Origin of the sequence: Paraburkholderia sp. SIMBA_030 (genome assembly GCF_046535245.1) — a bacterium.
Classification (GTDB): Bacteria; Pseudomonadota; Gammaproteobacteria; order Burkholderiales; family Burkholderiaceae; genus Paraburkholderia.
This window is the reverse complement of record NZ_JAWRXB010000004.1, coordinates 62,988-88,631: the sequence shown is the minus strand read 5'-3', so window position 1 is coordinate 88,631 and position 25,644 is coordinate 62,988. Positions and strand designations below refer to the sequence as shown.

Below are 25,644 nucleotides of genomic sequence, written 5' to 3'. Positions count from 1 at the left end.
ATCTATGGCGGACAAGAAAGGTTCTAACAGCGAAAAGCTGTTGTATTGCTCGTTCTGCGGCAAGAGCCAGCATGAAGTCAAAAAACTGATTGCCGGCCCGTCGGTGTTCATCTGCGATGAATGTATCGACCTGTGCAACGAAATCATTCGCGATGAGGCTGCAGGTGCGGGCATCGAGGCGGGCTTGTCCAAGTCCGATCTGCCGAGTCCGCAGGAAATCCGTGAAATCCTCGACCAGTACGTGATCGGTCAGGAACGCGCGAAGAAGATTCTCGCGGTAGCGGTGTACAACCACTACAAGCGCCTCAAGCATCTCGACAAGAAGGACGAGATCGAGCTGTCCAAGAGCAACATCCTGCTGATCGGCCCGACCGGTTCCGGCAAGACTTTGCTCGCGCAGACGCTCGCGCGCCTTCTGAACGTCCCGTTCGTCATTGCCGACGCAACGACGCTGACGGAAGCCGGCTACGTCGGCGAAGACGTCGAGAACATCATCCAGAAGCTGCTGCAGAACTGCAATTACGAAGTCGACAAGGCCCAGCGCGGTATTGTTTATATCGACGAAATCGATAAGATCAGCCGCAAATCCGACAACCCGTCGATTACCCGCGATGTGTCGGGTGAAGGCGTGCAGCAGGCGTTGCTGAAGCTGGTCGAGGGCACGATGGCCTCGGTGCCGCCGCAGGGTGGCCGTAAGCATCCGAACCAGGACTTCATCCAGGTCGACACGACCAACATCCTGTTTATCTGTGGCGGCGCGTTTGACGGCCTGGAAAAGGTCATCGTCGACCGTACCGAGAAGACCGGTATTGGCTTCGGCGCGAGCGTGAAGAGCAAGCAGGACCGCGACGCGGGCGAAGTGCTGCGCGAAGTGGAGCCGGAAGATCTGATCAAGTTCGGGCTGATTCCTGAGCTGATCGGCCGTCTGCCGGTGGTGGCTACGCTCGGCAAGCTCGACGAAGCGGCGTTGATGAAGATCCTCGTCGAACCGAAGAACGCGCTGGTCAAGCAGTACCACAAGCTGTTCAATATGGAACGCGTCGAACTCGAGATTCGTCCGGCGGCGTTGCAGGCTGTGGCGCGTAAGGCGATCCGCCGCAAGACGGGCGCACGAGGTCTGCGTTCGATCCTGGAACAGGCATTGCTTGATGTGATGTACGACCTGCCGGCCATGAAAGGCGTTAGCAAGGTTATCATCGACGACAACGTAATTGACGGCGACGGCAAACCGCTGCTGATCTACGAAGACGCACCCAAGGTTGCGGGTTCGAACTGATCGGCTTCGGGTTCTGCAAACAAGCCGTTCATGGCGACGTGAACGGCTTTTTCGTTTATCGTGTGGTCAGGATGGTTGTTTTCACTATGAAGTCACTGAACCTTCGGAGTCACTGAACTTTTCCCACACGCGGAGGCTTGCAATCTTTTCTGCTGGCCTCACCTATCGAACGAACTGATTCCACTCATGGGGAAATGAAATGTCAGGAACCCAACTCCTTCCGCCGGAACGCATTACGCTCCCGCTGCTCCCGCTGCGTGACGTAGTCGTCTTCCCGCACATGGTGATTCCGCTCTTCGTAGGCCGCCCGAAGTCGATCAAGGCTCTCGAAGCAGCGATGGAAGGCGGCAAGCACATCATGCTCGTCGCCCAAAAAACGGCTGCGAAAGATGAGCCGACCGAAAAGGACATGTACGAAGTAGGATGTGTTGCCAACATCCTGCAAATGCTGAAGCTGCCCGACGGCACCGTGAAGGTGCTCGTCGAAGGCTTGCAGCGCGCGAAAACGCTTTCCATCGAAGAACAGGAAACGCAGTTCTCGTGCGAAGTCATGCCGCTCGAACCCGACCACGCCGACAGCGCTGAAACTGAAGCGCTGCGTCGCGCGATCGTGTCGCAGTTCGACCAGTATGTGAAGCTGAACAAGAAGATCCCGCCGGAGATCCTGACGTCGCTGTCGGGTATCGACGAGGCCGGGCGTCTGGCCGACACGATCGCGGCGCATCTGCCGCTCAAGCTCGACCAGAAGCAGCACATCCTCGAAATGTTCCCGGTCATCGAGCGCCTCGAGCATCTGCTTGCGCAACTCGAAGCCGAGATCGACATCCTGCAGGTTGAAAAGCGCATCCGTGGGCGTGTCAAACGCCAGATGGAGAAGAGCCAGCGCGAGTACTACCTGAACGAACAGGTCAAGGCGATCCAGAAGGAACTCGGCGAAGGCGAAGAAGGTGCGGACCTCGAAGAACTCGAGAAGCGCATCACGGCTGCCCGCATGCCGAAGGAAGCCAAGAAGAAGGCCGACGCCGAGCTGAAGAAACTCAAGCTGATGTCGCCGATGTCGGCTGAAGCGACGGTCGTGCGCAACTACATCGATACGCTGATCGGCTTGCCGTGGCGCAAGAAGAGCAAGGTCAACAACGACCTCTCGAATGCGGAACGCGTGCTCGACGAAGACCACTTCGGTCTCGAGAAGGTGAAGGAACGCATTCTCGAGTATCTCGCGGTCCAGCAACGTGTCGACAAGGTGAAGGCGCCGATCCTGTGCCTCGTTGGGCCTCCGGGTGTCGGTAAGACGTCGCTGGGCCAGTCGATCGCGCGCGCCACGAACCGCAAGTTCGTGCGCATGGCGCTCGGCGGCGTGCGCGACGAAGCCGAGATTCGCGGTCACCGTCGTACGTACATCGGTTCGATGCCCGGCAAGATTCTGCAAAGCCTGACCAAGGTCGGTGTGCGCAATCCGCTCTTCCTGCTCGACGAAGTCGACAAGATGGGTCAGGATTTCCGCGGCGATCCGTCGTCGGCTTTGCTGGAAGTGCTCGATCCGGAACAGAACCATACGTTCGCCGATCACTACGTCGAAGTCGACTTCGATCTGTCGGATGTGATGTTCGTGGCGACGTCGAACTCGCTGAATATTCCGCCGCCGTTGCTCGACCGGATGGAAGTGATCCGTCTGTCGGGTTACACGGAAGACGAGAAGGTCAGCATCGCGCAGCGTTATCTTTTGCCCAAGCAGAAGAAGAACAACGGCCTCAAGGATGGCGAGGTCGATGTGACGGAAACCGCGATCCGCGACATCATTCGTTACTACACGCGCGAAGCGGGCGTCCGTTCGCTCGAGCGTGAAATTTCGAAGATCTGCCGCAAGGTCGTGAAGATGCTTCTGCTGAAGAAGGCGGAAGGCGCGGTGAAGGTCGACGGCAGCAATCTCGACACGTTCCTCGGCGTGCGCAAGTACGACTTCGGTCTGGCCGCGAAGGAAAATCAGGTTGGCCAGGTCACGGGTCTCGCGTGGACGGAAGTCGGCGGCGATCTGCTGACGATCGAAGCCGCGGTGATGCCGGGTAAGGGTAATGTGATCCGCACCGGTTCGCTCGGCGACGTGATGAAGGAATCCGTCGAAGCGGCGCGCTCGGTGGTCCGCTCGCGTTCGCGCCGTCTGGGCGTCAAGGACGAAGCGTTCGAGAAGCAGGACATTCACATCCACGTGCCGGAAGGCGCGACGCCGAAGGACGGTCCTTCGGCCGGTATCGCGATGACGACCGCGCTGGTGTCTGTGCTGACCGGAATTCCGGTGCGCGCCAATGTCGCGATGACGGGCGAAATCACGTTGCGTGGCGAAGTCTTGCCGATCGGCGGCCTGAAGGAAAAACTGTTGGCGGCGCATCGCGGCGGTATCAAGCTGGTGCTGATTCCGGAAGAAAACGTCAAGGATCTGACGGAGATTCCGGACAACGTGAAGAACGCGATCGAGATCGTGCCGGTCCGCTGGATCGACAAGGTGCTCGAGCTGGCGCTCGAACGTGTGCCAGCCGCATTGCCGGAAGAAGAGCCGAAACCTGCTACGCCTGTCGCAGCGGAGCCGGCGAAAGACGCCGGCGCTACGGAAGTCGTTAAACACTAAAGCAATCGTAGCGAAAGTAGGTTGCTGTTCGAAAACCCGCGGCTTGGTCCGCGGGTTTTTTTATTATCCGTCATATCCCGAGAGGATCTGCTGGACCGAGCGCCGTCCCACTTTTTGAGCAAACGTGCCTGCATTCGCTCAACTGGTTGTGCGCACATCGATCGGCAGCAAGATTCGGTCATCAAAAGATCGCTCGGGAACCTGCGTAATCAGGCTCAACCCCGCTTGACACAAGGGTTTCGGCCAATTCTAATGAGTCGGCCCGGCGCTGCCCGCCGGTCGCGTGATGCCAGGTGCTATAGAGCGCCGTCACGATTGCCATAACATTCTCGGGGGTTGGAATGAACAAAACGGAATTGATCGATCACATTGCACAGCAGGCTGACATTTCGAAGGCTGCGGCCGGCCGCGCACTCGATGCCGTGATCGGTGGCGTCAAAGGTACGTTGAAGAAGGGCGGTTCGGTGACGCTGGTCGGCTTCGGCACGTTTGCCGTTGGTAAGCGTACGGCGCGTACGGGCCGCAATCCGCGCACCGGCGCGGCCATCAAGATCAAGGCAGCGAAGGTCCCTAAATTTAGGCCTGGCAAAGCTCTGAAGGATGCGCTAAACTAACGGGCTTACTGCTTGATGATCTGCAGGTTTCGTTAGAAAGAAGTGCAACGAGAATGCAGCGACCTGGTGTTACCACGGGTTGTTACGTCAGGTGGTAGAAGGAAGCACGCTGAATTGCGAAACGGGTGCTTAGCTCAGTTGGTAGAGCGGCGCCCTTACAAGGCGTAGGTCGGGAGTTCGAGCCTCTCAGCACCCACCATTTCCGTTTCGTGATTGGCGTCCGGGCAGGTCCAAAGAGATCTGCTGCAGTACCCTGAAACCCGCGTGGCCACTGGCTCTGCGGGTTTTTTATTGCCCGCTGGTCTCGATCCTATGCGTGAACGGCGGGAGGCGAAAGCACAGACTCGCCTTCGAACCTCGGCGACGTTTGAGCGTGTCGCTGCAGAGTGAATTCGCGAAAAAAGGCGCACTGGTCGGCAAGCTACCTGGACAAGATCGAACGCCGTTTGAAAAAGAACGCCTTTCCGTGGCTTTCCATGCCACCGCGATGATCGTTGTCGGCGGACTTGTCGCCTGGCTGGTGTACCGCTATCTGGGATTGAAGTTCGTGTCACGGAGCTGGTTCAACCTGGATGCGTTCTGGGCATCGAGCCTCATCGTGGTTGGGGTGCTCGCATTGGCATTGAATGCAGCGGTATCAGGCGAGGGCGGATGACGACCGTTTTTATGCGCTGAACCACGGTTTGCGCGGTTTTGGCTCCGCGCTCACGAATGCATCCCCTCACGCGTTCGCGTGCCCGCGCGGTCCGGTTTCGCGCATGAACATCGCCAGCACCATGGCGAGCACAATGCCGCCGAGCAGCCACGAGCCGGCTGCGCGGAAAGTCGTCAGGTTCATTGCGCCGCCGTTCGCATGGTGAGCGAGCAGCTTGCCGTACACGGGCGTGAGCAACGCGCTGAACGTGAACACCAGGAAATTGATCGCGCCGCTGGCGCTGCCCTTGACGTTGTCCGGATTGACTTCCTTGATCACCGTGTAGGGTAGCATCGCCGCACCGGAGCCGATGCCGAGCAGCAGGCCGAGCACGTAAGGCGGCGCCACGCCGGCCGGCAGATAGAAAATGCCCGCGGCCGACACAAGCATCAGCAGCGCACCGGCAATCAACACTGGCTTGCGGCGGCCCAGACGGTCGGACAGGTAGCCCAACAGCGGGCAGCCGATCACCCAGCCGAGCGGCACCATGCTCGCGCGATTGACGGCCTCCCCATAGCTGACGTCGAGACCGTTGTGCAGGAACGGAATGCCCCAGATCATGTCGCCAATCGTGGTCGGCAAAAACAGCAGGCCGGCGCAGAAACCGCAAAGATAAGACTGCGGATTGGTCAGCACCTGCTTGTACGGCGCGAACATCTTCACCCACGAGCCCTGGCTGGCCGGGCTATCATCATGGGTTGCCGGTGTCACAACGAACACCAGCGCGGCGATCAGGAAGATGACGAGGCCGGCAAGCCACCAGAACTGCTGCCACGTGATGAGGCCGTGAATGAGCGGCGCAACGGCGAACTGACCCGCGGAGCCGCCCAGCATGCCGAAGCATTGAGTGAAGCCTACCGCCGTCGCAAGCGAACGCGGGAGAAAGCCGTGCGTGGCGAGATACACCGCGCCGATAAACCCGCACGCTGACCCCGCGCCTTGCAGCAGGCGGCCGACCTGAGCGGCCTCCACGCTGCCCAGTCCGAACAGTGCCGCGCCGACAGCAACGAGAACGATGCCGGCCGGAATGACCGCCTTGCCACCGAGCCGATCGAGCAATGCACCGCAAACGATCGAGAACAGCGCATAGGTGTAGTAGTACAGACCGACGAGCGCGCCCACGCCCAGCGCGTCGCGCGCGAACGCCGCACTCAGCTCGGGCACCATCACGCCCGGCGCGGAACGCAGCATGTACTGCATGAAGTAGAACGCGGCACAGAAAAGCCAGGCGATGACGAAGCCCATGTGGATGGGCTCGCGGGCGGATGGAACATTTACAGTGCTGACGATCTTGCTGGACATGGTTCGGTTTCCATTGAGTTGCCGATCGGCCGGGCAGGGACCAATGCCCGGCGGCGATACGCTGCATTACCGGAACAGATTGACCTTTGCGAGGTCGACGAGCTGCTGGCCGCGACCGTCGATGACGGCACGAAGCATGAACAGCCCAAAGTGGTAAGTCTGGTCAGCGGTGGTCGCAGGCGGCATCACGAGTTCCTGGCGTGCGCTCACTACGTCGACGAGAGCCGGACCCGGATGGGCGAATGCTTCGCTTAGGGCTCCTTCCAGCTCCGCCGGATGCTCGACGCGTACGCCTTTAATTCCGATCGCATTGGCCATTGCGGCGAAGTTCGGATTTTTCAGGTCGCATCCCGTATCGAGGAATCCGCCGGCCTTCATTTCCATTTCCACAAAGCCCAGCGTTCCGTTGTTGAGCACCACGACCTTGACCGGCAAACCTGTCTGAATCAGCGTCAAAAACTCGCCCATCATCATGGCGAAGCCGCCGTCACCTGACATCGAAATCACCTGCCGGTCCCTGAAGGTGGCCTGCGCGCCGATCGAGTGCAACAGCGAATTGGCCATCGAGCCGTGATTGAACGAACCAACCAGCCGTCGTTTGCCGTTCATCTTCAGATATCTGGCTGTCCATGCAATGGGCGTGCCGACGTCGCAGGAGAAGATGGCATCCTCGCTGGCGAGTTCGCTGACGAGCCGGGTTACGTATTGCGGATGGATAGTGCTGCTGCCCGCTTCCGGCACCGCCAGTTCATCCAGACTGTGGCGAGCCTTGCGATAGTCGTCGAGCGCGTGATTCAGGAAGCTGCTGTCCGTTTTCTCCTTAATCATGGGCAGAAGTTCACTGAGCGTATCCTTGACTGTTCCTAATACGCCGAGCTCGATCGGGCATCGATTGCCGAGCGCTTCTGCCCGTGTATCGACTTGCGCGATGATCACCTTCTCCGGGTAGAACTGTCGATAAGGGAAGTCGGTACCCAGCATGAGGAGCATGTCGCAGCTCTTCATCGCGGCATAACCGGAGGAGAACCCGACAAGGCCCGTCATTCCCACATCGAACGGGTTGTCGTATTCGATGTACTCCTTGCCTCGCAGCGAGTGCACGATGGGCGCCTGCAGTTTGCGGGCGAGTTCCACGACTTCCGCGTGGGAGTCTTTACAACCCGCCCCGCAAAGCAACGTCACGCGCGAGGACTTGTTCAACAGGCCTGCGAGTTTCGCGACTTCGTCGTTCGATGGGCGAATCACCGGAGCAACAGGCGCGCTCCATTTCGGCGCAGGTTTTGTGAGCGGCCCGAGTGCCACATTTCCAGGTACGACGACAACAGCGACGCCTTTACGCGCAACGGCCGTCCGGATAGCGCGGCCCAGAATTTGCGGCAGTTGGTCGGGGCTGGTGACGAGTTCGACGTAGTGACTACATTCCTTGAACAGCACTTCGGGATGGGTGGACTGAAAATAGTCGATACCGATTTCCGAACTTGGAATATGCGCGGCGATCGCGAGAACAGGAACACCGCTGCGATGGCAATCGAACAAGCCGTTGATCAGGTGCAGATTGCCCGGACCGCAGCTTCCGCAACAGACCGCAAGTTCCCCCGTGAGATGAGCTTCGGCGCCGGCGGCGAAAGCCGCGCCTTCCTCATGCCGCATGTGAACCCATTCGATCGATCCTTCCCGGCGCAGGGAATCCGTGAATCCATTCAGCGAATCTCCCACCACACCGAACACACGCTTCACGCCCGCATTGACCAGTGCATCAACCATGTAGTCGGCAGCTATCGTCGCCATTTCACATCTCCATAGATCAAGAATTTGCTACAGATCGGATGCTTCCCAGAGAGGCAGCAGAAGCGCATTCCGCTTGAGTGCTTCGTCCGTTGAAGCAGGACGAATGAAGACCTGTTCGCTATGCGATGTTCCTGATAGTAGTTTGCCGGTCTAAAGGCGGCTATTACATGAATCTGGAACATCCTGGCGAGGCAATTCGCGCTCCACACCTGTCGGGCAATGAGGCCAGGTGGAAGCGGTGCATTTTGAAGTCGGTGACTCGATCCGCGCGCAGGAGCGCGCAACGCCGATTATGTGGGCGTTGAAGCGAAGTTTGGATGGTGACCGACTACAGGAGCGGGGCACACTTAATGCTTCGACCGGATCTGCAGCGCCAGCATGACAACGGCGAATTTTCCCAGACAGTCGATGCTGTAAAGAGCCATCCCTAACGGAGCAAGCATGATGTGCGAGACCAGCATGAGGATGCTTGCAACGAATCCTGCACTGAAGAGAACGTAGAATCGAAGCAGAGCGCTGCGGATGAAAACCTCTGCGCCGCAGGCGAGCGTGGTCCACACTGCGGTCGCAGCAACGAGGGCCACCGCTTCGTTCAGGCTCTCAATGCGAAGCAGTTCGACCGCGAGTTCGAATAGCGAAAAGACGATAGTGAGAACGAGTGTCATATCGAACAGGGCCGCATAATCGGGCACCGTGTTCATGGCAGGCAGATAACGCTGTACGTGGTTATCGTCGACGGCAGACGGGAGCGGCACGCTCTGCCACTCGTAAGCAAGATTCCTGTCCATCAAAGCCTCCTGGTGCTTGACCAGTGACCGGCCGGATCTGAACCGTCAGATGCCGCCTTCCACAGAGACAGCTTCCAGCACGGTGGCGGGAATCATTGCTTCGATGTTTCGTGGTGCAGGTTGAACGAGTTTGGGCCGAGGCGTCCCTCACTCGCGCTGCCGTACTCCGCAGCTCCATGCCCGGCTCAGGAACCGGCCGCTCCGCTGATCTTGACGTCCGAAGGTGCAGCGTCACCGTCCAGGACCGGCAGAACAACGCTGAAGGTTGCTCCACAGCCTTGATTATTGGCCGCAGTCAGATGTCCCTCGTGCGCTTCGACAATCGAGAGGGACACTGCAAGCCCGATGCCCATTCCCTTGCTCTTCGTCGTGACGAATGCGTCGAATATGCTGTCGCCGCCCACGATGCCCGAACCGTTATCGATCACTTCGAGCAGCACGGACTGGTCAGGAAGAGCGCTTGCGGTAATGAGAATCCTGGGTGTGCGTCCCGAGTTTTCCGCGGCCTCTATCCCATTCGTGATCAGATTAAGCAGGACCTGCTGAATCTGTATCTGGTCGACGAATACCGGCGGCAGACCATCAGGAAAATTGAAGGCGATGTCGACAGTACGCCTGGTTTCGTCTTCACGTAGCAGCCTCACGGATTCGAGAACCATGTCTTTCACGTTACGCTTGCGCTTCTGCAATGATTGCCGCTTGAACAGCGCGCGGATGCTTTTCATCGTTTCGTCAGCGGAATGGGCATCTCGAACGACGCTTTCCGCGGAGGTCCTGGCTTCGCTTAAATTGGGCGGAGACGCGGCGAGCCACCGATTGCAAGCCTGCGCATTGGCGATAACGGACGTGAGAGGCTGGTTGAGTTCGTGCGCGATCGAGGCCGAGAGTTCCGCGACCGTGGCGATCCGGGTTGCCAGGGCGAGTTCAGCCTGGGTTTGTCTGAGCCGGTCTTCTGCGCGCTTCGGTTCGTCGATATCAAGAATGAGCCCGTACCATTGGAAAATCTTGCCGTCGGCGTCTCTCATTGCTTCAGCGATGTGCTGGTGCCAGCGGTAAACCCCGTCCTTTCGGAGAAGCCTTGCAACGTGGCTGTACGGTTCGCCCGTCTCGATCGAGTGTGTCCACGCCTGAAGCAGCCTGTCCAGATCGTCAGGATGGATGGTCTGCTGAAAGCCGCCGTCCTGGAGTTGCGAAATACCCAGACCGATATATTCGGAGGTTTTCCGATTGACGTAAGTGAGCTCCCCTCGTGGCTCATTGCTCCAGAGCATGGCGGGAATGGTCTCGATCAGCTCGCGGAGCTGGTGCTCCCGCTGTTCGAGCGCGGCTTCCGTTTGTTTGAGATCGTTGATGTCCGTACATACGCCGTACCAGTGCAGGATCTGCCCGCTTTCGTCACGAAACGGTTCGCCGCGAGCGAGATACCAGCGCAGTGTCCCGCCGGCACCGGCAAGCTGGTACGTGTCCTGATATGACACGCCTTCCTCTACAGCTTGCCTCCAGCGCGAGCGGACACGAAGACGGTCTGCTTCCGGAATGAGTCTAAGCAACATTTCTCCGTCGAATGTTTCCTCGCTCTTTCCCATGAAGGCGAGCATTTGCCGACTCCATCTGTCGACATTGCCTTGCGGGGTGGCTCGCCAGATCATCGCGGGCAATGCGTCTACGAGAGTTCGCAAATTAAACTCTTCCGTGCGAAGAACCTCCTGAGCGAGCTGCCGCTCGTGGATATCCGTTGAAAGACCATACCAGCTCAAGATATTGCCATCGGCGTCCCGCACGGGCGAGCCTTTGCATTGAAACCAGCGATACGTGTTGTTGGCCGCGCGGAGCCGATGGACCGCATCGTAAGGGCTCCCGCTATCGAGGGAGTCTTGCCAGGCTTCAAGGGTTGACGCAGCGTCATCGGGGTGCACTAGGTGAAGCCAGCCGCTCGCTCTCAGACCTTCGAGCCGTAGGCCGGTGTAGTCTTCAGTACGCCTGTTCACATATTCCAGGCGGCCATGAGCGTCCGTGCGCCAAAGCAGGCTGGGGACATTTTCGGTCATCCAGTTCAGTTGCGCCTCCCGTTCACGGATAAGCTCTCTCGACTTGCATAGGTCATCGATGTCCATGTTCACGGCGTACCACTTGTAGACGCTCCCGTCGTCGTTGAAATAAGGCACGGAGCGCGAGTGACGCCACCGGTAATCACCTTCGTGGTCGGCCCATCGGTAGGTCGTGTCGAAGGCGCTGTTTTCCTGAATCGAGCGAAGATAGCCCTCCTTGATTCTCTCGCGATCATCGGGATGAATGAATCGTAAGAAGCCGAGATTCTGCATGCCCTCAAGCGTTGTTCCCGATGCCTCAAGAATCTGCTGATTGATGAAGTCGAAATCTTCCGCTGTGCGAGTCGCAAAGCGGCCCGGTAACCGGTCGAGGAGTTCTCTGGCTTCTTTCTCGCTTGCCGCTAGCGCCTGTTGAACCTTGGGATCGGGATCGTCATTCTTCGATTGGGCCGCTGGGTCTCGCTGGGAGCGCCGGGAGACCAGTTCGGCACAAAGCCATGCCGCGCCGATAGCGACGGTGCAACGGCTGATAGAGCCGGAAGATAGAAGAGGGTGACCGGAACTCAACATCGCTCCCGCAATCCCAAGCGAGGCGAAAGCCGCGGCGAGACGCCCGAAGCCGCGGTCGAAAAAGTGCGTGAACAGAACAACCAGCACGAGGCTGAGGCAGCCCGTAACCGGTTCGAATAATCCTGCCACCCCTGACGCGCCGGCTATGGCAACGCTGAGGGCGGCAACCCGGGACGAGCGTGGTATCAACATGGTAAGCATGTCAACCTCGGAGTTCGTCGACGCAGTCAGGCCGCTCAGGGGAAAGACAAGGAAAAGAGATAAATTTAAAACTTCATGCCGGGTGGCGCCATTACATATTCATGTCGGTAACTTCGGCATGCGGCCTAGTCTGAGCCAACAAGACCGAGATCCCGCGCACGGGCAACGGCTTGAGCGCGCTTGTCGACGCCCAGTTTCATGAAGACGCTCTTCAGATGAGATTTGACGGTTTCAGCGCCAATCCCGAGCACGTTCGCGATTTCCTTGTTCGACTGTCCTCGGGCAATCAGATTGACGATTTCGCGCTCTCTTGAACTGAGCGATCCGCGTTCAGTGTCGCACTGACGGGGGCCGCCGGGTTGATAGAGAATCCGCGCGCCATCGAGCAGATGATTGACGTAGGCGATCAGCTCGTTCGTTTGCCCGGTGTGCTCTGTGTGCCCCGTATGCCGTGCGTCTTCGCAGACGGCGTGCAGCAGCGATCCGATGTCCGGCGCCACGTCGAGAATGGATTGGTACACGCCTGCGCGCGCAGCGACCTTCAGGACTTCGCGAAAGATTTCAATTGCACGGGTGCGCTCGTTCGCGGCCAGCCAGGCCAACGCAAGCATGGTTCGCAACCGTATCGCGAGAAAATCCCGATGTTGTCCTTCGGCGCTCTGCAGCGCGGCGCTCAGCACCACGGTGACCTCGTCGGTCCGCTGTTGGGCTGCGGCAACATAGGCCGCGCCGAGTGCACGATAGTTTTCGATTTCGAGCGAGATGGAACGTGAAGAATGCGCACTGGAGCCCGCCATCTGATCGAGTTGCGCAACGCACGCAGCCGCTTCGACCATTCTGCCTTCCGCAAGATATAGCCGTGTGCGTTCGACAAGCGCGGCGGCGGTCATGCGTTCCCATTGACGTGCGCAACTCAACGCCTGCGCCCGATCGAGCAACGCGTACGCCTGCGTCACGTCGGCACGTGCGGCGGCGATCCGGATGAGGAGACGATAGGCAATCAGCACGCTATCGAGCAGGACTGCAACATCAATCACCGGCATCAACCCGGCAACCAGTGTTTCAGCCTCGTCCAGCCGGCCTTGCTCGTACCGGATCTGGCCGATCATCGGGGCGCACAGCGCGACCGAAATCGAATCCGGACCGGCATGGCGTTCGGCCAGTTGCATCGATTCGGTGAAATACCGTTCGGCAAGGCCGAAGTGCAACTGTTGCATCTCCGCATGTCCCAGCAGGCATTGCCGGTAGACCGAGGAATACAGATTGCGCTGGTTTTCTTCGGCTGAATAGGGCATCCACGGCGTTGCGTAAAGCGCTTCGAGATTGCCGGCCTTCCAATGCGCGAAGCGCACGACGTTCGATGCCACATTGGTTGTCCAGATATCGGCAGACGGCTGCTCGATGCATGGCTCAGCGATAGCGAGCGCGCGCTCAGGATCGTCCTGCAGTGCCGCGACAACCGAGCGGATCGCCCGGCATTCCCTTCGGATGTCTTTGGGTTCGGCGCCAGTGCCGGACGGGAGATCGTGTTCGACCGCATCCAGCAGCGCGAGCGCCTCTTCGAAATGCATGGCGAGCGCCATCCCCCAGGCGATCGCCAGCGTAACCTTCACCTGTGCACCGGCCAGAACGGCGGGAAAGCGGTGCTGCAAGTCGAGCAGCGTGAGCAGGTCACCTTTCTTGACCAGCGCCATCGCGCACCGCTCCATCAGACGAATCGCGTTATCCGCACTCCCCGCGGCGATCGCATGTTTAACCGCCTCAGTCCACAACTCCTGTCCGCCATACCACGCACACGCGCGGCAATGTAGTTCCGTCAGTTCGTCGGCGTGCTGTGCTTCGAGCTTCGCCCGCAGGTACTCGCCCATCAGAGGGTGGTAACGGAACCATTGCCCGTTGTAGTCGAGCGCCTGCAACAGTAAATGGCCCCCGGCGATTTCGTCCAGCATGCGCTGGCTCGTGTGCAGGCCCGTTATCGCCTCGCAGAGCGGTGCGCTCAAGCGGTCGAGTATCGACGTGCGCAGCATGAACTCGACCATGTCGGTCGGCAAGCGCTCGAACATGTGTTCGAGATAGGCGGCGAACGGTCGTGACGTACCGGACGGCGCCTGACGCTCCCGAACCGTTTGGCCGTCCTTGCTCGATAGCACGGACATCTGGATGCGCAACGCCGCAGCCCAGCCCTCCGTGCCCGCATATAGCGCCTGGATGTGCGAAGCGTTCAGCGTGCCGGGCAATACACGTTCGACGAAGCGCCTCGTTTCGTCGAAGTCGAAACGCAACACCGGCTCATCGATTTCCAGCAGATCGTCTCCTGCTCTCAGCCTCGCGAGCGGCAGCGGTGGATCGGTGCGGCCGCAGAGGACCACATGCAGATTGGGCGGGGCCTTTTCGATAAGGAACGACATAGCGTCGTGCACGGCAGGAAGGCTGACCTGGTGATAGTCGTCCAGAAACAGGACGACCTCGTCGCCGACTTCGACAAGCTCATTGACGAGCGTGGAAACAACGGCGTGCAGCGGGACGAACGCGGCATCGGCAGTCAGACTGATCGCCGCGGCGCCGACCTTTTCGCAGGCACGCCGCAATGCATGCGCCAGATAGTTCAGGAAGCGCGCGGGTTCGTCGTCTTCTGTGTCGAGCGAGAGCCACGCCACCTGTGCACCGCTCGCGCGCAGCCGGTCGAGCCAGGTGAGCGCCAGTGAAGTCTTGCCGAATCCGGCGGGCGCCTTGATCACCGTGAGACGTTTGTTTGCGGCGCGCTCAGCCAGACCGACAAGCCGCGGGCGAGCGATCAGATCCACCGGCACGCGCGGCGGAACGATCTTCGTTGCGAGGAAAAAGTGCAGGCCGCTCGCGGACATTTCTCCAATCACGCGCATGTTTCAGTCACCCATTGTTTTGAGTCAGTCAGTTATTGGGGGCCGTGCTTGCCGCCGTCTCCCATTTATTGAAGCGCATCCCCCATATTGGGGGAGGGTGGGACTCTCCGGACTCTCCCCAATATGGGGGATGGTAGACCGTGCCGCGCCAGGAGACCATACGTATACCGGATTGAGATCGACGCGCCCCCGGCCAGGGGTAATGCGCCTGCCGATCACCGCCGGGCGGCTCACCGGCACCTTGCGTGGACCAACCCGTTTTTCGCTACATGATACGTCGCGTCTAATCCCATTGCAGGTGTCAGGCAGGAACCGGTCAGTGCGCAGTCGCAGACGTCGCTGCGCCGGGGCTCCTTACTGTTTGAAATCGTGCGCCCGTTATTGATGGATATGCCTCCGTGTTAGCCAAAGTCCCAAGAATCAGCGGTCACTTTCGTGAAAAAACCGTGTCCATCGCTGCGGATCTGACGCTTGTCGTCGAACGTACGCTGGCGTTACTGACGCAGATCGACGGATACAAGTTGCTCGCACCGGCAGCGAAGCGGGACGTTCAGGAATCCGTCACGCTGTCGGCCAAAGTCTGGTTCGAGACGCTGTTGTCGGGCGAACGTCCCTCGGCACAGGACCTGGACGTCTTTCGCGAAATCAGCCAGAGACGTGACCATCAACGTGTGCCGCTGCAGAGCCATCTTCAGGCGCTGCACTTGGGGTTACGGGAAATCTGGAGCACCTACATCGCGCTCGGCGAGCTGGACGAGCGTATTGCCAAAGAACTTCTGGTCGACGTCTCGCTGTATCTGCTGGATCACTTCGATTTCATTGCGCAGATCGTAGTCCGGGCCTATCTGGCTGATCAATACCGGCAGCCGCGGTGGGCGGAACTCGCCATCGCAATCGAGGAAGGCGCGCGCCGCTCCGACAGCGTGCGGCATCATCTCGTCGCGCTCCTCGAGCAGTTATTGGCCGAGCCGGACCTGCTCTCAAGGATCGAAGTCGAGCACGTCCGGGAGCACCGCGGTACTGAAGCGGCCGGCGCGCAAGTGATGAAGTTCTTCGGCCTCGATGTCGACATCGATGACGGCGCAGAGCTGTCGAAGGCCTTGCGCGATGCGCAGGAGAGACTGGCGCAGGCGTCGAGGCTCGCGGCCGTTGCCGAACTGTCCGCCTCCATCGCCCACGAACTCAACCAGCCGCTCCAGGCCATCGTCGCGCATGGACACGCCTGCGTGCGATGGCTCGCGGCAACACCGCCCAGGCTAGACGAAGCCAAATACTCGGCCGAGCAGGTTCTCCGCGACGCGAATGGCGCGGCGGACGTGGTGAGCCGCATCCGGGCGCTTTTCAGGCACACGGCTCCGCAAAGGGTCGATCTCGATGTCAACAAGCTGATTCTTCAGGTATGCACGCTGATGGCCGACGACATCCAGCACAATGCGGTTTCGCTCGAGACAATTCTCGGCGAAGACGTGTCGAAGATCAGCGCGGACGCGGTTCAGATTCAACAGGTGCTGGTGAACCTCGTGCGCAACGCAATCGAAGCGTTGGCGGCAATGGAGGAACGACCGAGGCTGCTAGTGATTCGCTCACGGCGCGATGCAGGCAATGTGGTGATCGACGTGGAAGATCACGGTACGGGGCAGGTGAACTTCGAGAAGATCTTCGAGCCATTTTTCACCACAAAGAAAACAGGCATGGGCATGGGGCTGGCAATCTGCAAGTCCATCATGGAAGCACACGCGGGCCGGATTTGGGCCGCGCGCAATGTGTCCCGCGGCGTAACCTTCAGCTTCAGCCTGCCGATAGAAAGGTCGAACGCGTCCACACGTTGACGATGGCAGGCGGTATCGCCATCCGCCTCCGGCGATCAGCATGATCAGCCTGAACCTGGCCTCGACCCAGCCGCTGCGCACCGCACCGCATCTAGACAGCTTTCAAGCCTACAGTTTCATATTGGGCCGTGCGATTACATATTTATGTAATGCAGAACACGGCCCACTTTCCACCGGGTAACCGTTCCGACGGCTATAATTTTTTGTCGGCAGGACCACGTAAGAACATTCAGGGAAATTATCGTGGACCGTCTGTGCCGACGTCAGGCTGGGTTTTCACCTGGCAACGGAGAAGGTGCATGGAATCCGCAGGCGAACTGGTGTATGTGGTTGATGACGACAGGCGGGTGCGAGAAGCACTCTCCGCGCTGCTACGCGCAAACGGAAGAGATGTCCGCGCATTCGACTCCGGCAGGGAGTTTCTGGACACGCCGCGTCAGAAGGCCGTTTCATGTCTGATTCTGGATTTGCGAATGCCCGGCATGAATGGGCTGGAAGTCCAGAAGTTGGTCAGCAAAGACTCACAGATTCCCGTCATTTTCATTACTGGAAAGGGCGATGTGCCTTCCACGGTGCTTGCGATGAAGGGCGGGGCGGTTGACTTCCTCACCAAGCCCCTCGATGAAGACGAGTTGATACGCGCGGTTGATGCGGCACTCGCGAGAGCGCAAGTTCTTCGCAGGGAGGCGCAAGATACAGCGGTGCTCCAGGCGCTCTATCGGTCGCTGACGCCTCGTGAGCAGGAGATTTTTCCGCTGCTCGCAAGCGGCCTGCTGAACAAGCAGGCGGCGGCGGTACTTGGGATTACCGAATATACGGTGCAGGTGCATCGTGGCCACATCATGAGAAAAATGCGAGCGGATTCATTTGCCACGCTGGTCAGGCAGGCGTGCAAATTGCAACTCGAAACATCGCCCACAACCACTTTCTACGCCTGACGCCAACGCCAATTTTTTGTTGGACTCGATGACCGGAGAATAAAATGTCCACGCCTCCGGCCAGAACGGTTGCCGTGATTGATGATGACCGGCGCGTTCTGACGTCGCTGGCGAACCTGCTGGCCTCTGGTGGATACAGAACACGGGTTTACGAATCCGCTCTGGATTTTTTCGCCGACGGCTGTGCGGGTCTGGTATGCGTGGTTACCGATCTGGGCATGCGGCCCATCGACGGTATTCAGGTGCTCGATAGAACGGTTCATTCAGACGCAGCCACGCCGGTCATTATTATCACGGGCAAACCGAGCGAGCATACGGAAGATTACTATTTGCAAAGAGGTGCGCTAGGTTTCTTCCGGAAACCTGTCGACGGAGATGCATTGCTGGACCTGCTGGATAGCATCGTTTAATAAGCGTCGCTTGATAACGGGCTTAACCCTGAACTTTATATTGTTGTTTCTTGCGGCGACATTGCATATATATGTAATGCGGAATGCCTCTGCAGACGTTATCGTGACGGGTTGATACGTCTACAAGCTCCCGGCGAACGGAGCGCGGGCTGCAGTGACATGGATTCCACCCACGGGGACGACTTTGAAACAGCACATTCCCATCGCCAGAGGCAACGTTCCAAAGCGTGCAATCGGCATGGCCACGATCGTCGCGATCCTCCTGTCGGGGTGCGTGAACGCGCCGTCGATCAGCGTGCTCGGCGCGTACTTTCCGGACTGGCTGTTCTGTATCGTCGCAGGCGTTGTGCTCACGGTCGTCATTTATCTGATCCTCAAGCGTTTGCAGGCCGACCATCTGATGTGGCCTTCAGCCGTGGTGTATCCCACGCTGGTCGCTTTCCTTGCGTTCGCTATCTGGTTGGTGGCGTTCCAACATTGAATCTCGTTCGGGTGGTTGAATGGCGACCGTAGCCAGCAGGACATCGAAGAGAAAATGGCCGGCCATTATCCTGGTCGTGCTGACGCTGCTGCTGCTGGTTTTCGTCGTCCGGCAGCTTGACCGTGCGCCGCGCACCGACGACGCCTATGTCTATGCGGATACGATCAACGTCGTGCCCGAGGTCAACGGGCGTATCGTCGAGCTGGCCGTGCGTGACAATCAGGCGGTGAAGCAGGGCGATCTGCTGTTGCGCATCGATCCGCGTCCGTATCAGGATGCACTGACGCGGGGCAAGGCGTCCCTCGTCGCGCTCGACCGTCAGATCGAACTGACCCAGCGCTCGGTCAATGCGCAACAGTACAACGCGGAGTCGGTGCGTGCGGCCGTCGAACGCGCGCGCGCCGCCTCCAGTCAGGCATCCGATACGCTGCACCGCATGGAGCCACTGCTGTCGCACGGTTATGTGTCGGCGGAAGACGTCGACCGCGCGCGCACCGCGCAACGCTCCACGCAGGCGGAACTCAGCGCCGCGCAACTGCAGGCGCAACAGGCGGCAGCGGCGGTGAGCGGCGTTGATGCGCTGGTCGCGCAACGTGCTGTCGTCATGGCGGAGATCTCGATTGCCGAACTGAATCTGGAGTACGCGACGGTGCGCGCTCCGTTCGACGGACGCGTGGTGTCATTGAAGACATCGACCGGCGAGTTTGCAACGGCACTCAAACCCGTCTTCACGCTGATCGACACGCGTCACTGGTATGTGGTCGCGAACTTTCGCGAGACCGAACTCAAGGGCATTCGCGCGGGCACACCCGCCACGGTCTACCTGATGAGCGATCCAGGCCAGCGCTTCCAGGGCAAGGTCGATTCGATCAGTTACGGCGTCGCGAACGATGAGGGCGGCCTTGCCTTGCCCAGCGGGTTGCCCCACATTCAACGCACGCTTAACTGGGTGCATGTAGCGCAACGCTTTCCGGTGAAAATCCGGGTCGACCAGCCGAACCTGGAGCTGTTCCGCGTCGGTACGTCGGCGGTGGCCGTGCTGGAACCCGGGCGCGCCGGCGATGGCAACGGCAACGGCGAGCGCCATTGAGGAGCCCATGACCGCCGCCGACTACCTGCCCGTCTCGCTGCGCGCTGCAGGCGCTTTCCTGGGGCGTGAGTTCGCGCCGTTCCCCGGACGTCTCAACGTGATGTTGCGTTGCGTGCTGACAAGCGCCATCGTGATCGTCGCGTCGATGGCGCTCGAAGTGCCGGAGCTCGCGCTGTCGCTGCTGGTGGTGTTCTATGTCACGCAGTCGAACGTGGTGGTCACGCGGCTGGTCGGCGTGATGTTTATCGTCGGATCGACGCTTGCGATCGGCCTGTCGATCCTGGTGCTGAAGTTCACCTTCGACTATCCGCTGCTACGCATCGTGACCGCGAGTCTGCTGTTCTTCGGCAGCGTGTATCTGCTTCGCGTTCTCAAGATCGGCGTGGTGTTCTTCATCGTCGCCATCGTTGTGATCTACGTGCAGAGCTTCGTGGACCTGACCGATCAGGCCGACCTGCTGATCCGCGCGGTGTTGTGGGTGTGGGTCGCCGTCAACTACCCGATCGCGCTGACGCTCGTGGTAAACACCTTGTTGCTGCCCGCCGAACCGCAATTGCAACTCAAGGCGGAAATGCATCGGCAACTCGCGGCGCTGGACGCGCGTCTGACGCAATTGATCGACGGCGCCGCGCGCACCGCGCCGATCACGCTGGCGAGTGTCCAGCAAGGCGCGCTGACGCTGCAAAAGCTGCTGCGGTTCGCGACGATGCGTGATGCCCACTACCGCGAACATCAGGCGTTGCAGCTTGCATGCATCGCGACCGTATCGCGCCTTTATCGCAGCGCGAGCGAGTTGCCGGCTACGCGGCCGGAGGCACCGGCCGCGCGGCTTGCGATATTGCGCGAGCTGCGCGCGAACGCCCGGGCGCTCGATGAATCGGTGATGTCGGGCGAACCCTATCGCTACGTGGTCACCGCGACGCCTGAAGAGCGCGCCGTCGCCGATTCGATACCCGCGGCCGCCGAATTGCAGCGCGCGCTGCACGGCTACGCCGATCTGGTTGCAAGCGGTGCCGCCGCGCCCGGCAAGCCGCCCGCGAGCGAGCCGATGGTCGCGCCCGATGCATGGACCAATCCCGCCTACATGCGCTTTTCGCTGAAGACGCTGCTTGCCGTGCTGATCTGCTATGTGTTTTACAACGCCGTCGACTGGCAAGGTATCCACACGATCATGCTGACCTGTCTGATCGTCGCGCTGCCGAGCCTCGGCGCGTCGACGCAACGTGCGTTGTTGCGGGTGGGTGGGGCGGCAGTCGGCAGCGCGCTGGCGCTGTTCATGGTCGTGTTCGTCGTTTCCCATATTGACGACGTGGTCAGTCTGCTGCTCATGGCGCTGCCCGTTATCGCGCTCGGGGCGTGGATAACGGCCGGGTCGGAGCGGATCAGCTATGCCGGCCTGCAGGTGATGTTCACCTTCTCGCTCGCCTTGCTCGAACAGTTCGGCCCAACCACCAACCTCACCGAAATTCGCGACCGGATGGTGGGCATTCTGCTGGGCGTCGGCGTGGCGACCTTCGTGCAGATGTCGTTCTGGCGGGAGGGCGAGGGCGATGCGCTGCGGCAGAAGCTCGCCACCTTGTTGCGCGCGATTGCCGCCCAGCTGCGCACGCCGCGGCCAGGCGTCGAAAGCGGGGATGAGTTGCCCTATGCGCAGCGCCAGTTGCAGGCGTGGGCCGTGCTGGGCGATTGCGAGGCGACGCTCTCGCGCGTCGCGCTCGAACCCGGCTGGCGGGAGGGGGAGCAGGAGCAGCTGACGCTTCTCGCGCAAACGGTTGTCGCGCAGGGCCGCGAGATCATGCTGGCGGGCGATGCGCTGCGCAGCACATTGGCGGCGCAAACGGAATCGTCGAGCCCACGCGCGGTCGATGCAGCGCGCTCGACCCAGGAACAGGCGTCGATCGAACTCAACCGGTACGCGGACGGCCTTGCCGCCAACCCGCCCGACGCGCACGCGCCGCGACGCATCGCGATTGCCGCGCAGGCAGCCGAACCGACCCAACCGACCCAACCCACCGATCAGCCGCTCATCGCCGCTGCGGACGACCTGTCGCGCCAGGTCGCAGGATTGCCGGACTGGCGCGTCGAGACGCCCGTCGCGGCGCCCTCATCACAGGCCATAAGAACGTGAACGACCCCCACGCTCACTATCGTTCGCTGCCCCCCAAGGGGGCGGATGCCTCCCTTGGGGCGGCCCGGCGGGAGACATCATGAAGGCGCGCCCGGGTTTGCGGGACTGGCGCTGGCGCCGATGCTCGTCATGCGTCGCATGGATGTCGTTCGTGCTCTCGGGCTGCGCGCTGATCCACCAGAACGGCACGCCGTCCGCCCAGATCCAGCCGGAGCAGATCCGTCTCGCCGACGATATCCATTTGGCGCGCGACGGCTGGCCGTCAGCGCGCTGGTGGACTGCCTACGGCGATCCGCAGCTCGATGCGCTGATCGAGCGCGCACTCGCGGATGCACCGACGATCGTGCTCGCCCGCACCCGGGTGGCGCAGGCCAGATCGAATGTCGAACTGGTGAAAGCCGGTTCGAATCTTCAGGTGGTTGCGCTGGGCTCGGTCGATCGCGAGCATATTTCCGCAAACGGCTTTCTCGGCCCGTTCGCAAAGAACGAACCGGCTGCGGGGCTGACGGGGCCGTGGTACACCGAGGGCATCGTCGGGCTCGGCGCCAGTCTCGACATCGATATCTGGGGCAAGCAACGCGCGCAGGTGGCGGCGTCGCTGGGCGTGCACAACGCGCGCCTCGCGGAGACGTCGGCGGTCGAACTCGAAATCTCGACCGACGTCGCGCAGCTTTATTACGGCATCCAGACCACCTATCAGCTCATCGATCTGCTGGAGCAGTCGCAACAGGTCGCGGCGTTCGCGCTGGAAACGCACGCGGCGCGCGCGGCACGCGGACTGGAGTCGCGGACCCGGGTCGAAGAAGCGCGCGCGCAACAACTGGCCGTGCAACGTCAGATCGTCGCGGCGCAGGGGCAGCTCAAGCAGTTCCGCGAGTCGTTGCGGGCACTGATCGGCGCCGGGCCGGCCGGTCTGCAGGAGATCGAGCCCGTACCGTTGCCGCAGCCGCAGGCCGGCTTGCCGGCCACCCTGTCATACGAATTACTGGCGCGGCGCCCAGACCTGCAGGCGGCGCGCTGGTACGTCGAGTCTTCGTTCGACCAGATCGACGCCGCGAAGGCGGCGTTCTACCCCAGCTTCGACATCAAGGCGTTCTTTGGCTTCGACGCGCTGCATCTGGCCGATCTGTTCACGCACGCGAGCCAGCAGATCAATCTGATTCCCGGTCTGACCCTGCCGATCTTCGACGGCGGGCGTCTCAATGCGAATCTGGGCGGTGCGCGCGCGGCCAGCAATATGCTGATCGAGCAGTACAACCAGGCAGTGCTCGATGCCGTGCGCGATGTCGCGTCGACCGGCAGCCGCCTGCAGGACCTGGATGCAGAAACGCAACTGCAGACGCAGAAGGTGCAGGCCGTGGCCTTCGCGCGAGACAGCGCCGAAGCTTATTACCAGCGCGGGCTGGCGAACCGCCTCACGGCGTTGGAGGCGCGCCAGCCGCTGATTGCCGAGCAGGTTGCGCTCGTCAACCTCGACGGGCAGCGGCTCAGTCAGGAAATTGCGCTGACAAAAGCGCTGGGCGGCGGCTATCGCGCCGATTCGCCCGTCGAACTCAAACCGCGCTGAACGATCGCCGGGCGGTACCAACCGTACTGAAGTCGCCCGCCAGCCGCACTAAAGCCGCCCGCCAGCTGGCGCCCAGCCAGCCGGCTACCGCCGCATCCCGCGGGTTTACCACCCTCCTTGCGATCACCCATGCCGCTCCCCCTTTCAGGGGATGGTCCGGCACGCCTCGCGCGCCGATCATGGCTTCATTCGGGATGCCACTGAACGCGCCACACGACGAACCACCCGTGTCAGCCCGTGATCCATTTTCGGAATCGAGGAGATGTAGATGCAGGACGACATGCAAGACCCGACGCCCAACGCTTATGCGTATCCGCTGCTGATCAGGCAACTGCTGCATACGCCGTTTGTTCAGGCCCCGGACCAGGAAATCGTCTACCGCGGTCAGGTCCGCATGACCTATGCCACGCTGCACGAACGCATTGCGCGGCTCGCCAATGGCCTGGGCAGACTCGGCGCGCGGCACGGCAGCACGGTTGCCGTGATGGACTGGGACAGTCACCGCTATCTTGAGTGCTATTTCGCGGTCCCGATGATGGGCGCCGTGCTGCAGACGGTCAACGTGCGGCTCTCGCAGGCGGAGATCGCTTATACGATCAACCACGCCGGTGCGGAAATCCTGCTGGTTCACACCGATTTTCTGCCGGTGATCGAGGCGATCAAGGACCAGCTTGAAACGGTGCGCACCTTCGTCTGGATCGACGAGCCGGGCAGCGACGCAAGCGCGCACACCATTCCTTTCGCTACCGAATACGAAGCGATGCTGGCCGCCAGCGAGACCAGCTACGCATTCCCCGATTTCGACGAGAACACGCGGGCCACGACGTTCTACACGACGGGCACCACCGGCTTGCCCAAGGGAGTCTATTTTTCGCACCGGCAACTCGTGCTGCACACCCTCACCGTAATGGCGGCGCTGGCCAGTCCGGTGTCGGGCCAGCGCTTTCACCGCGGCGACGTCTATATGCCGCTCACGCCGATGTTCCACGTGCACGCGTGGGGCATGCCCTACATCGCCACGGTACTGGGGGTGAAGCAGGTTTATCCGGGCCGCTACGTGCCGGAACGGTTGGTGCAACTGATACGCGACGAAGGCGTCACGTTCTCGCATTGCGTGAGCACGATCCTGCACATGCTGCTTGGCTGCGCCGAGGCGAAGTCGGCCGATTTCAGCAAGTGGAAGATCGTGATTGGCGGCGGCGCCTTGCCGCACGGTCTCGCACGCACCGCACTCGAGCGGGGTATCGACGTTTTCGTCGGCTACGGCATGTCCGAGACGTGCCCTGTATTGAGCCTCGCGCAACTTCCGCCCGGTAGCGAGGGCGTTGACCTCGATGAGCAGGTGCGCCTGCGCTGCAAGACCGGCAGGCCGGTCCCGCTGGTCGATCTGCGCATCGTCACCGAGAGCATGGAAGACGTTACGCACGACGGCAATGCCTACGGCGAGGTCGTTGTGCGCGCGCCCTGGCTGACACAGGGCTACCTGAACAATCCCGAGGCGTCCACGCAGTTGTGGGCGGGCGGTTATCTGCACACGCAGGACATCGCCAATATCGACCCGACCGGCAATCTGCAGATCACGGATCGCATCAAGGACGTGATCAAGTCGGGTGGCGAGTGGATCTCGTCGCTTGAAATCGAAAGCCTGATTTCGTTGTATCCGGGCGTCTCCGAAGTCGCGGTGATCGGCATCAAGGACGACAAGTGGGGCGAGCGGCCCGTGGCGCTTGTGGTGCTGCAGGACGGCGTAGCGGCGACCGAAGAAGACATCAAACAGCATGTGATGACGTTCAGCACGACCGGGCGGATTTCGAAGTACGCGGTGCCACAGGTCGTCAAGTTCGTCGACGCGTTGCAGAAGACGAGCGTCGGCAAGATGAACAAGAAGTGGTTGCGCGAACAGTTCGCCTGACCGGTCACGAGGTGTAACTCGAGGAGCAGCACGATGAGCATCAAGGAATACAGCCTTGCCGCGATTGACGACTTCGTCGGCCGCGAACTGGGCGTGTCGGATTGGGTTGTCGTCGACCAGGCGCGCATCGACGCATTCGCGCAATGCACCGGCGACAAACAGTGGATTCATGTGGACGTGGAGCGTGCGAAGCGCGAGAGCCCGTTCGGCGGCACGATCGCGCACGGCTATCTGACGCTGTCTTTACTGGCGGCGCTCGCGATCGAGATCGGCCTGATTCCCGAGGACGCATCGGCCGGGCTGAACTACGGGCTCGACAAGGTGCGCTTCATGACACCGGTGAAGGCCGGCGCGCGGGTACGCAATCGCGTGACGCTGGTGTCGGTGGAGAAAAAGGCCGGCGGCCGCGTCATCGTCAAGACGATGAACGAACTGCAGATCGAGGGCGAGGCCAAACCGGCCCTGATCGCGGAGACGCTGGCGATGCTGGTGGCATGAGCCCG

17 protein-coding genes, 1 tRNA gene and 1 pseudogene are annotated in these 25,644 nt (G+C 60.8%); 14 read left to right on the top strand and 5 right to left on the bottom strand.

What is annotated here, in order from left to right; all coding sequences use genetic code 11:
• The first annotated feature begins 4 nt into the window (after positions 1–4).
• From clpX to SB772_RS07855, 5 genes and pseudogenes are all read left to right on the top strand, one after another.
• Positions 5–1,276: an ATP-dependent Clp protease ATP-binding subunit ClpX gene (clpX, locus tag SB772_RS07875; protein ID WP_341312226.1), complete on the top strand. Its 1,272-nt coding sequence runs from the start codon at positions 5–7 to the stop codon at positions 1,274–1,276.
• A gap of 199 nt (positions 1,277–1,475) precedes the next feature.
• Entirely contained in the window at positions 1,476–3,899 is a 2,424-nt protein-coding gene (gene lon / locus SB772_RS07870) for an endopeptidase La (RefSeq protein ID WP_410832710.1), read from the top strand.
• 341 nt (positions 3,900–4,240) lie between these two features.
• On the top strand, positions 4,241–4,513 hold the full coding sequence (locus SB772_RS07865; RefSeq protein ID WP_007585907.1) for an HU family DNA-binding protein: 273 nt from the start codon (positions 4,241–4,243) through the stop codon (positions 4,511–4,513).
• A gap of 123 nt (positions 4,514–4,636) precedes the next feature.
• Positions 4,637–4,712, top strand: a tRNA-Val gene (locus SB772_RS07860).
• A 276-nt stretch (positions 4,713–4,988) separates the two neighbouring features.
• Positions 4,989–5,168: pseudogene (locus SB772_RS07855) on the top strand (hypothetical protein); the annotation flags it as partial.
• A 66-nt stretch (positions 5,169–5,234) separates the two neighbouring features.
• Here SB772_RS07855 and SB772_RS07850 read toward each other — a convergent pair.
• From SB772_RS07850 to SB772_RS07830, 5 genes are all read right to left on the bottom strand, one after another.
• Positions 5,235–6,509 carry an MFS transporter gene (locus SB772_RS07850; RefSeq protein ID WP_410832709.1) on the bottom strand — a complete coding sequence of 425 codons (1,275 nt, stop codon included), beginning with the start codon at positions 6,507–6,509 and terminating at the stop codon, positions 5,235–5,237.
• 66 nt (positions 6,510–6,575) lie between these two features.
• On the bottom strand, positions 6,576–8,297 hold the full coding sequence (poxB, locus tag SB772_RS07845) for a ubiquinone-dependent pyruvate dehydrogenase (protein WP_410832708.1): 1,722 nt from the start codon (positions 8,295–8,297) through the stop codon (positions 6,576–6,578).
• A gap of 347 nt (positions 8,298–8,644) precedes the next feature.
• A complete protein-coding gene (locus tag SB772_RS07840) occupies positions 8,645–9,085 on the bottom strand; it encodes a hypothetical protein (RefSeq protein WP_410832707.1) in 441 nt (146 codons plus the stop codon).
• 185 nt (positions 9,086–9,270) lie between these two features.
• A complete protein-coding gene (locus tag SB772_RS07835; protein ID WP_410832706.1) occupies positions 9,271–11,904 on the bottom strand; it encodes a PAS domain-containing protein in 2,634 nt (877 codons plus the stop codon).
• Positions 11,905–12,029: 125 nt separating this feature from the next.
• Positions 12,030–14,768: a LuxR C-terminal-related transcriptional regulator gene (locus tag SB772_RS07830; RefSeq protein ID WP_410832705.1), complete on the bottom strand. Its 2,739-nt coding sequence runs from the start codon at positions 14,766–14,768 to the stop codon at positions 12,030–12,032.
• A 464-nt stretch (positions 14,769–15,232) separates the two neighbouring features.
• Between SB772_RS07830 and SB772_RS07825 the strand changes: the two genes are divergently transcribed.
• From SB772_RS07825 to SB772_RS07785, 9 genes are all read left to right on the top strand, one after another.
• Positions 15,233–16,615 carry a sensor histidine kinase gene (locus SB772_RS07825; protein ID WP_410832704.1) on the top strand — a complete coding sequence of 461 codons (1,383 nt, stop codon included), beginning with the start codon at positions 15,233–15,235 and terminating at the stop codon, positions 16,613–16,615.
• Between the two features lie 299 nt (positions 16,616–16,914).
• Positions 16,915–17,553 (top strand): response regulator transcription factor, encoded by a 639-nt coding sequence (locus SB772_RS07820; RefSeq protein WP_410832703.1) that lies wholly within the window; start codon positions 16,915–16,917, stop codon positions 17,551–17,553.
• A gap of 44 nt (positions 17,554–17,597) precedes the next feature.
• Positions 17,598–17,963, top strand: a complete 366-nt coding sequence (locus tag SB772_RS07815; protein ID WP_410832702.1) for a response regulator — start codon at positions 17,598–17,600, stop codon at positions 17,961–17,963.
• A gap of 238 nt (positions 17,964–18,201) precedes the next feature.
• On the top strand, positions 18,202–18,444 hold the full coding sequence (locus tag SB772_RS07810; RefSeq protein ID WP_410832701.1) for a YtcA family lipoprotein: 243 nt from the start codon (positions 18,202–18,204) through the stop codon (positions 18,442–18,444).
• 19 nt (positions 18,445–18,463) lie between these two features.
• Positions 18,464–19,534: a multidrug transporter subunit MdtN gene (mdtN, locus tag SB772_RS07805; protein ID WP_410832700.1), complete on the top strand. Its 1,071-nt coding sequence runs from the start codon at positions 18,464–18,466 to the stop codon at positions 19,532–19,534.
• 7 nt (positions 19,535–19,541) lie between these two features.
• Positions 19,542–21,662, top strand: a complete 2,121-nt coding sequence (locus SB772_RS07800) for an FUSC family protein (RefSeq protein WP_410832699.1) — start codon at positions 19,542–19,544, stop codon at positions 21,660–21,662.
• A 79-nt stretch (positions 21,663–21,741) separates the two neighbouring features.
• The gene (locus tag SB772_RS07795; RefSeq protein WP_410832698.1) at positions 21,742–23,229 is read left to right on the top strand and encodes an MdtP family multidrug efflux transporter outer membrane subunit; all 1,488 of its coding nucleotides are present in this window, start codon (positions 21,742–21,744) and stop codon (positions 23,227–23,229) included.
• A gap of 268 nt (positions 23,230–23,497) precedes the next feature.
• A complete protein-coding gene (locus SB772_RS07790; RefSeq protein WP_410832697.1) occupies positions 23,498–25,141 on the top strand; it encodes a fatty acid--CoA ligase in 1,644 nt (547 codons plus the stop codon).
• Positions 25,142–25,174: 33 nt separating this feature from the next.
• Positions 25,175–25,639 (top strand): MaoC family dehydratase, encoded by a 465-nt coding sequence (locus tag SB772_RS07785; protein ID WP_410832696.1) that lies wholly within the window; start codon positions 25,175–25,177, stop codon positions 25,637–25,639.
• Positions 25,640–25,644 lie beyond the last annotated feature (5 nt).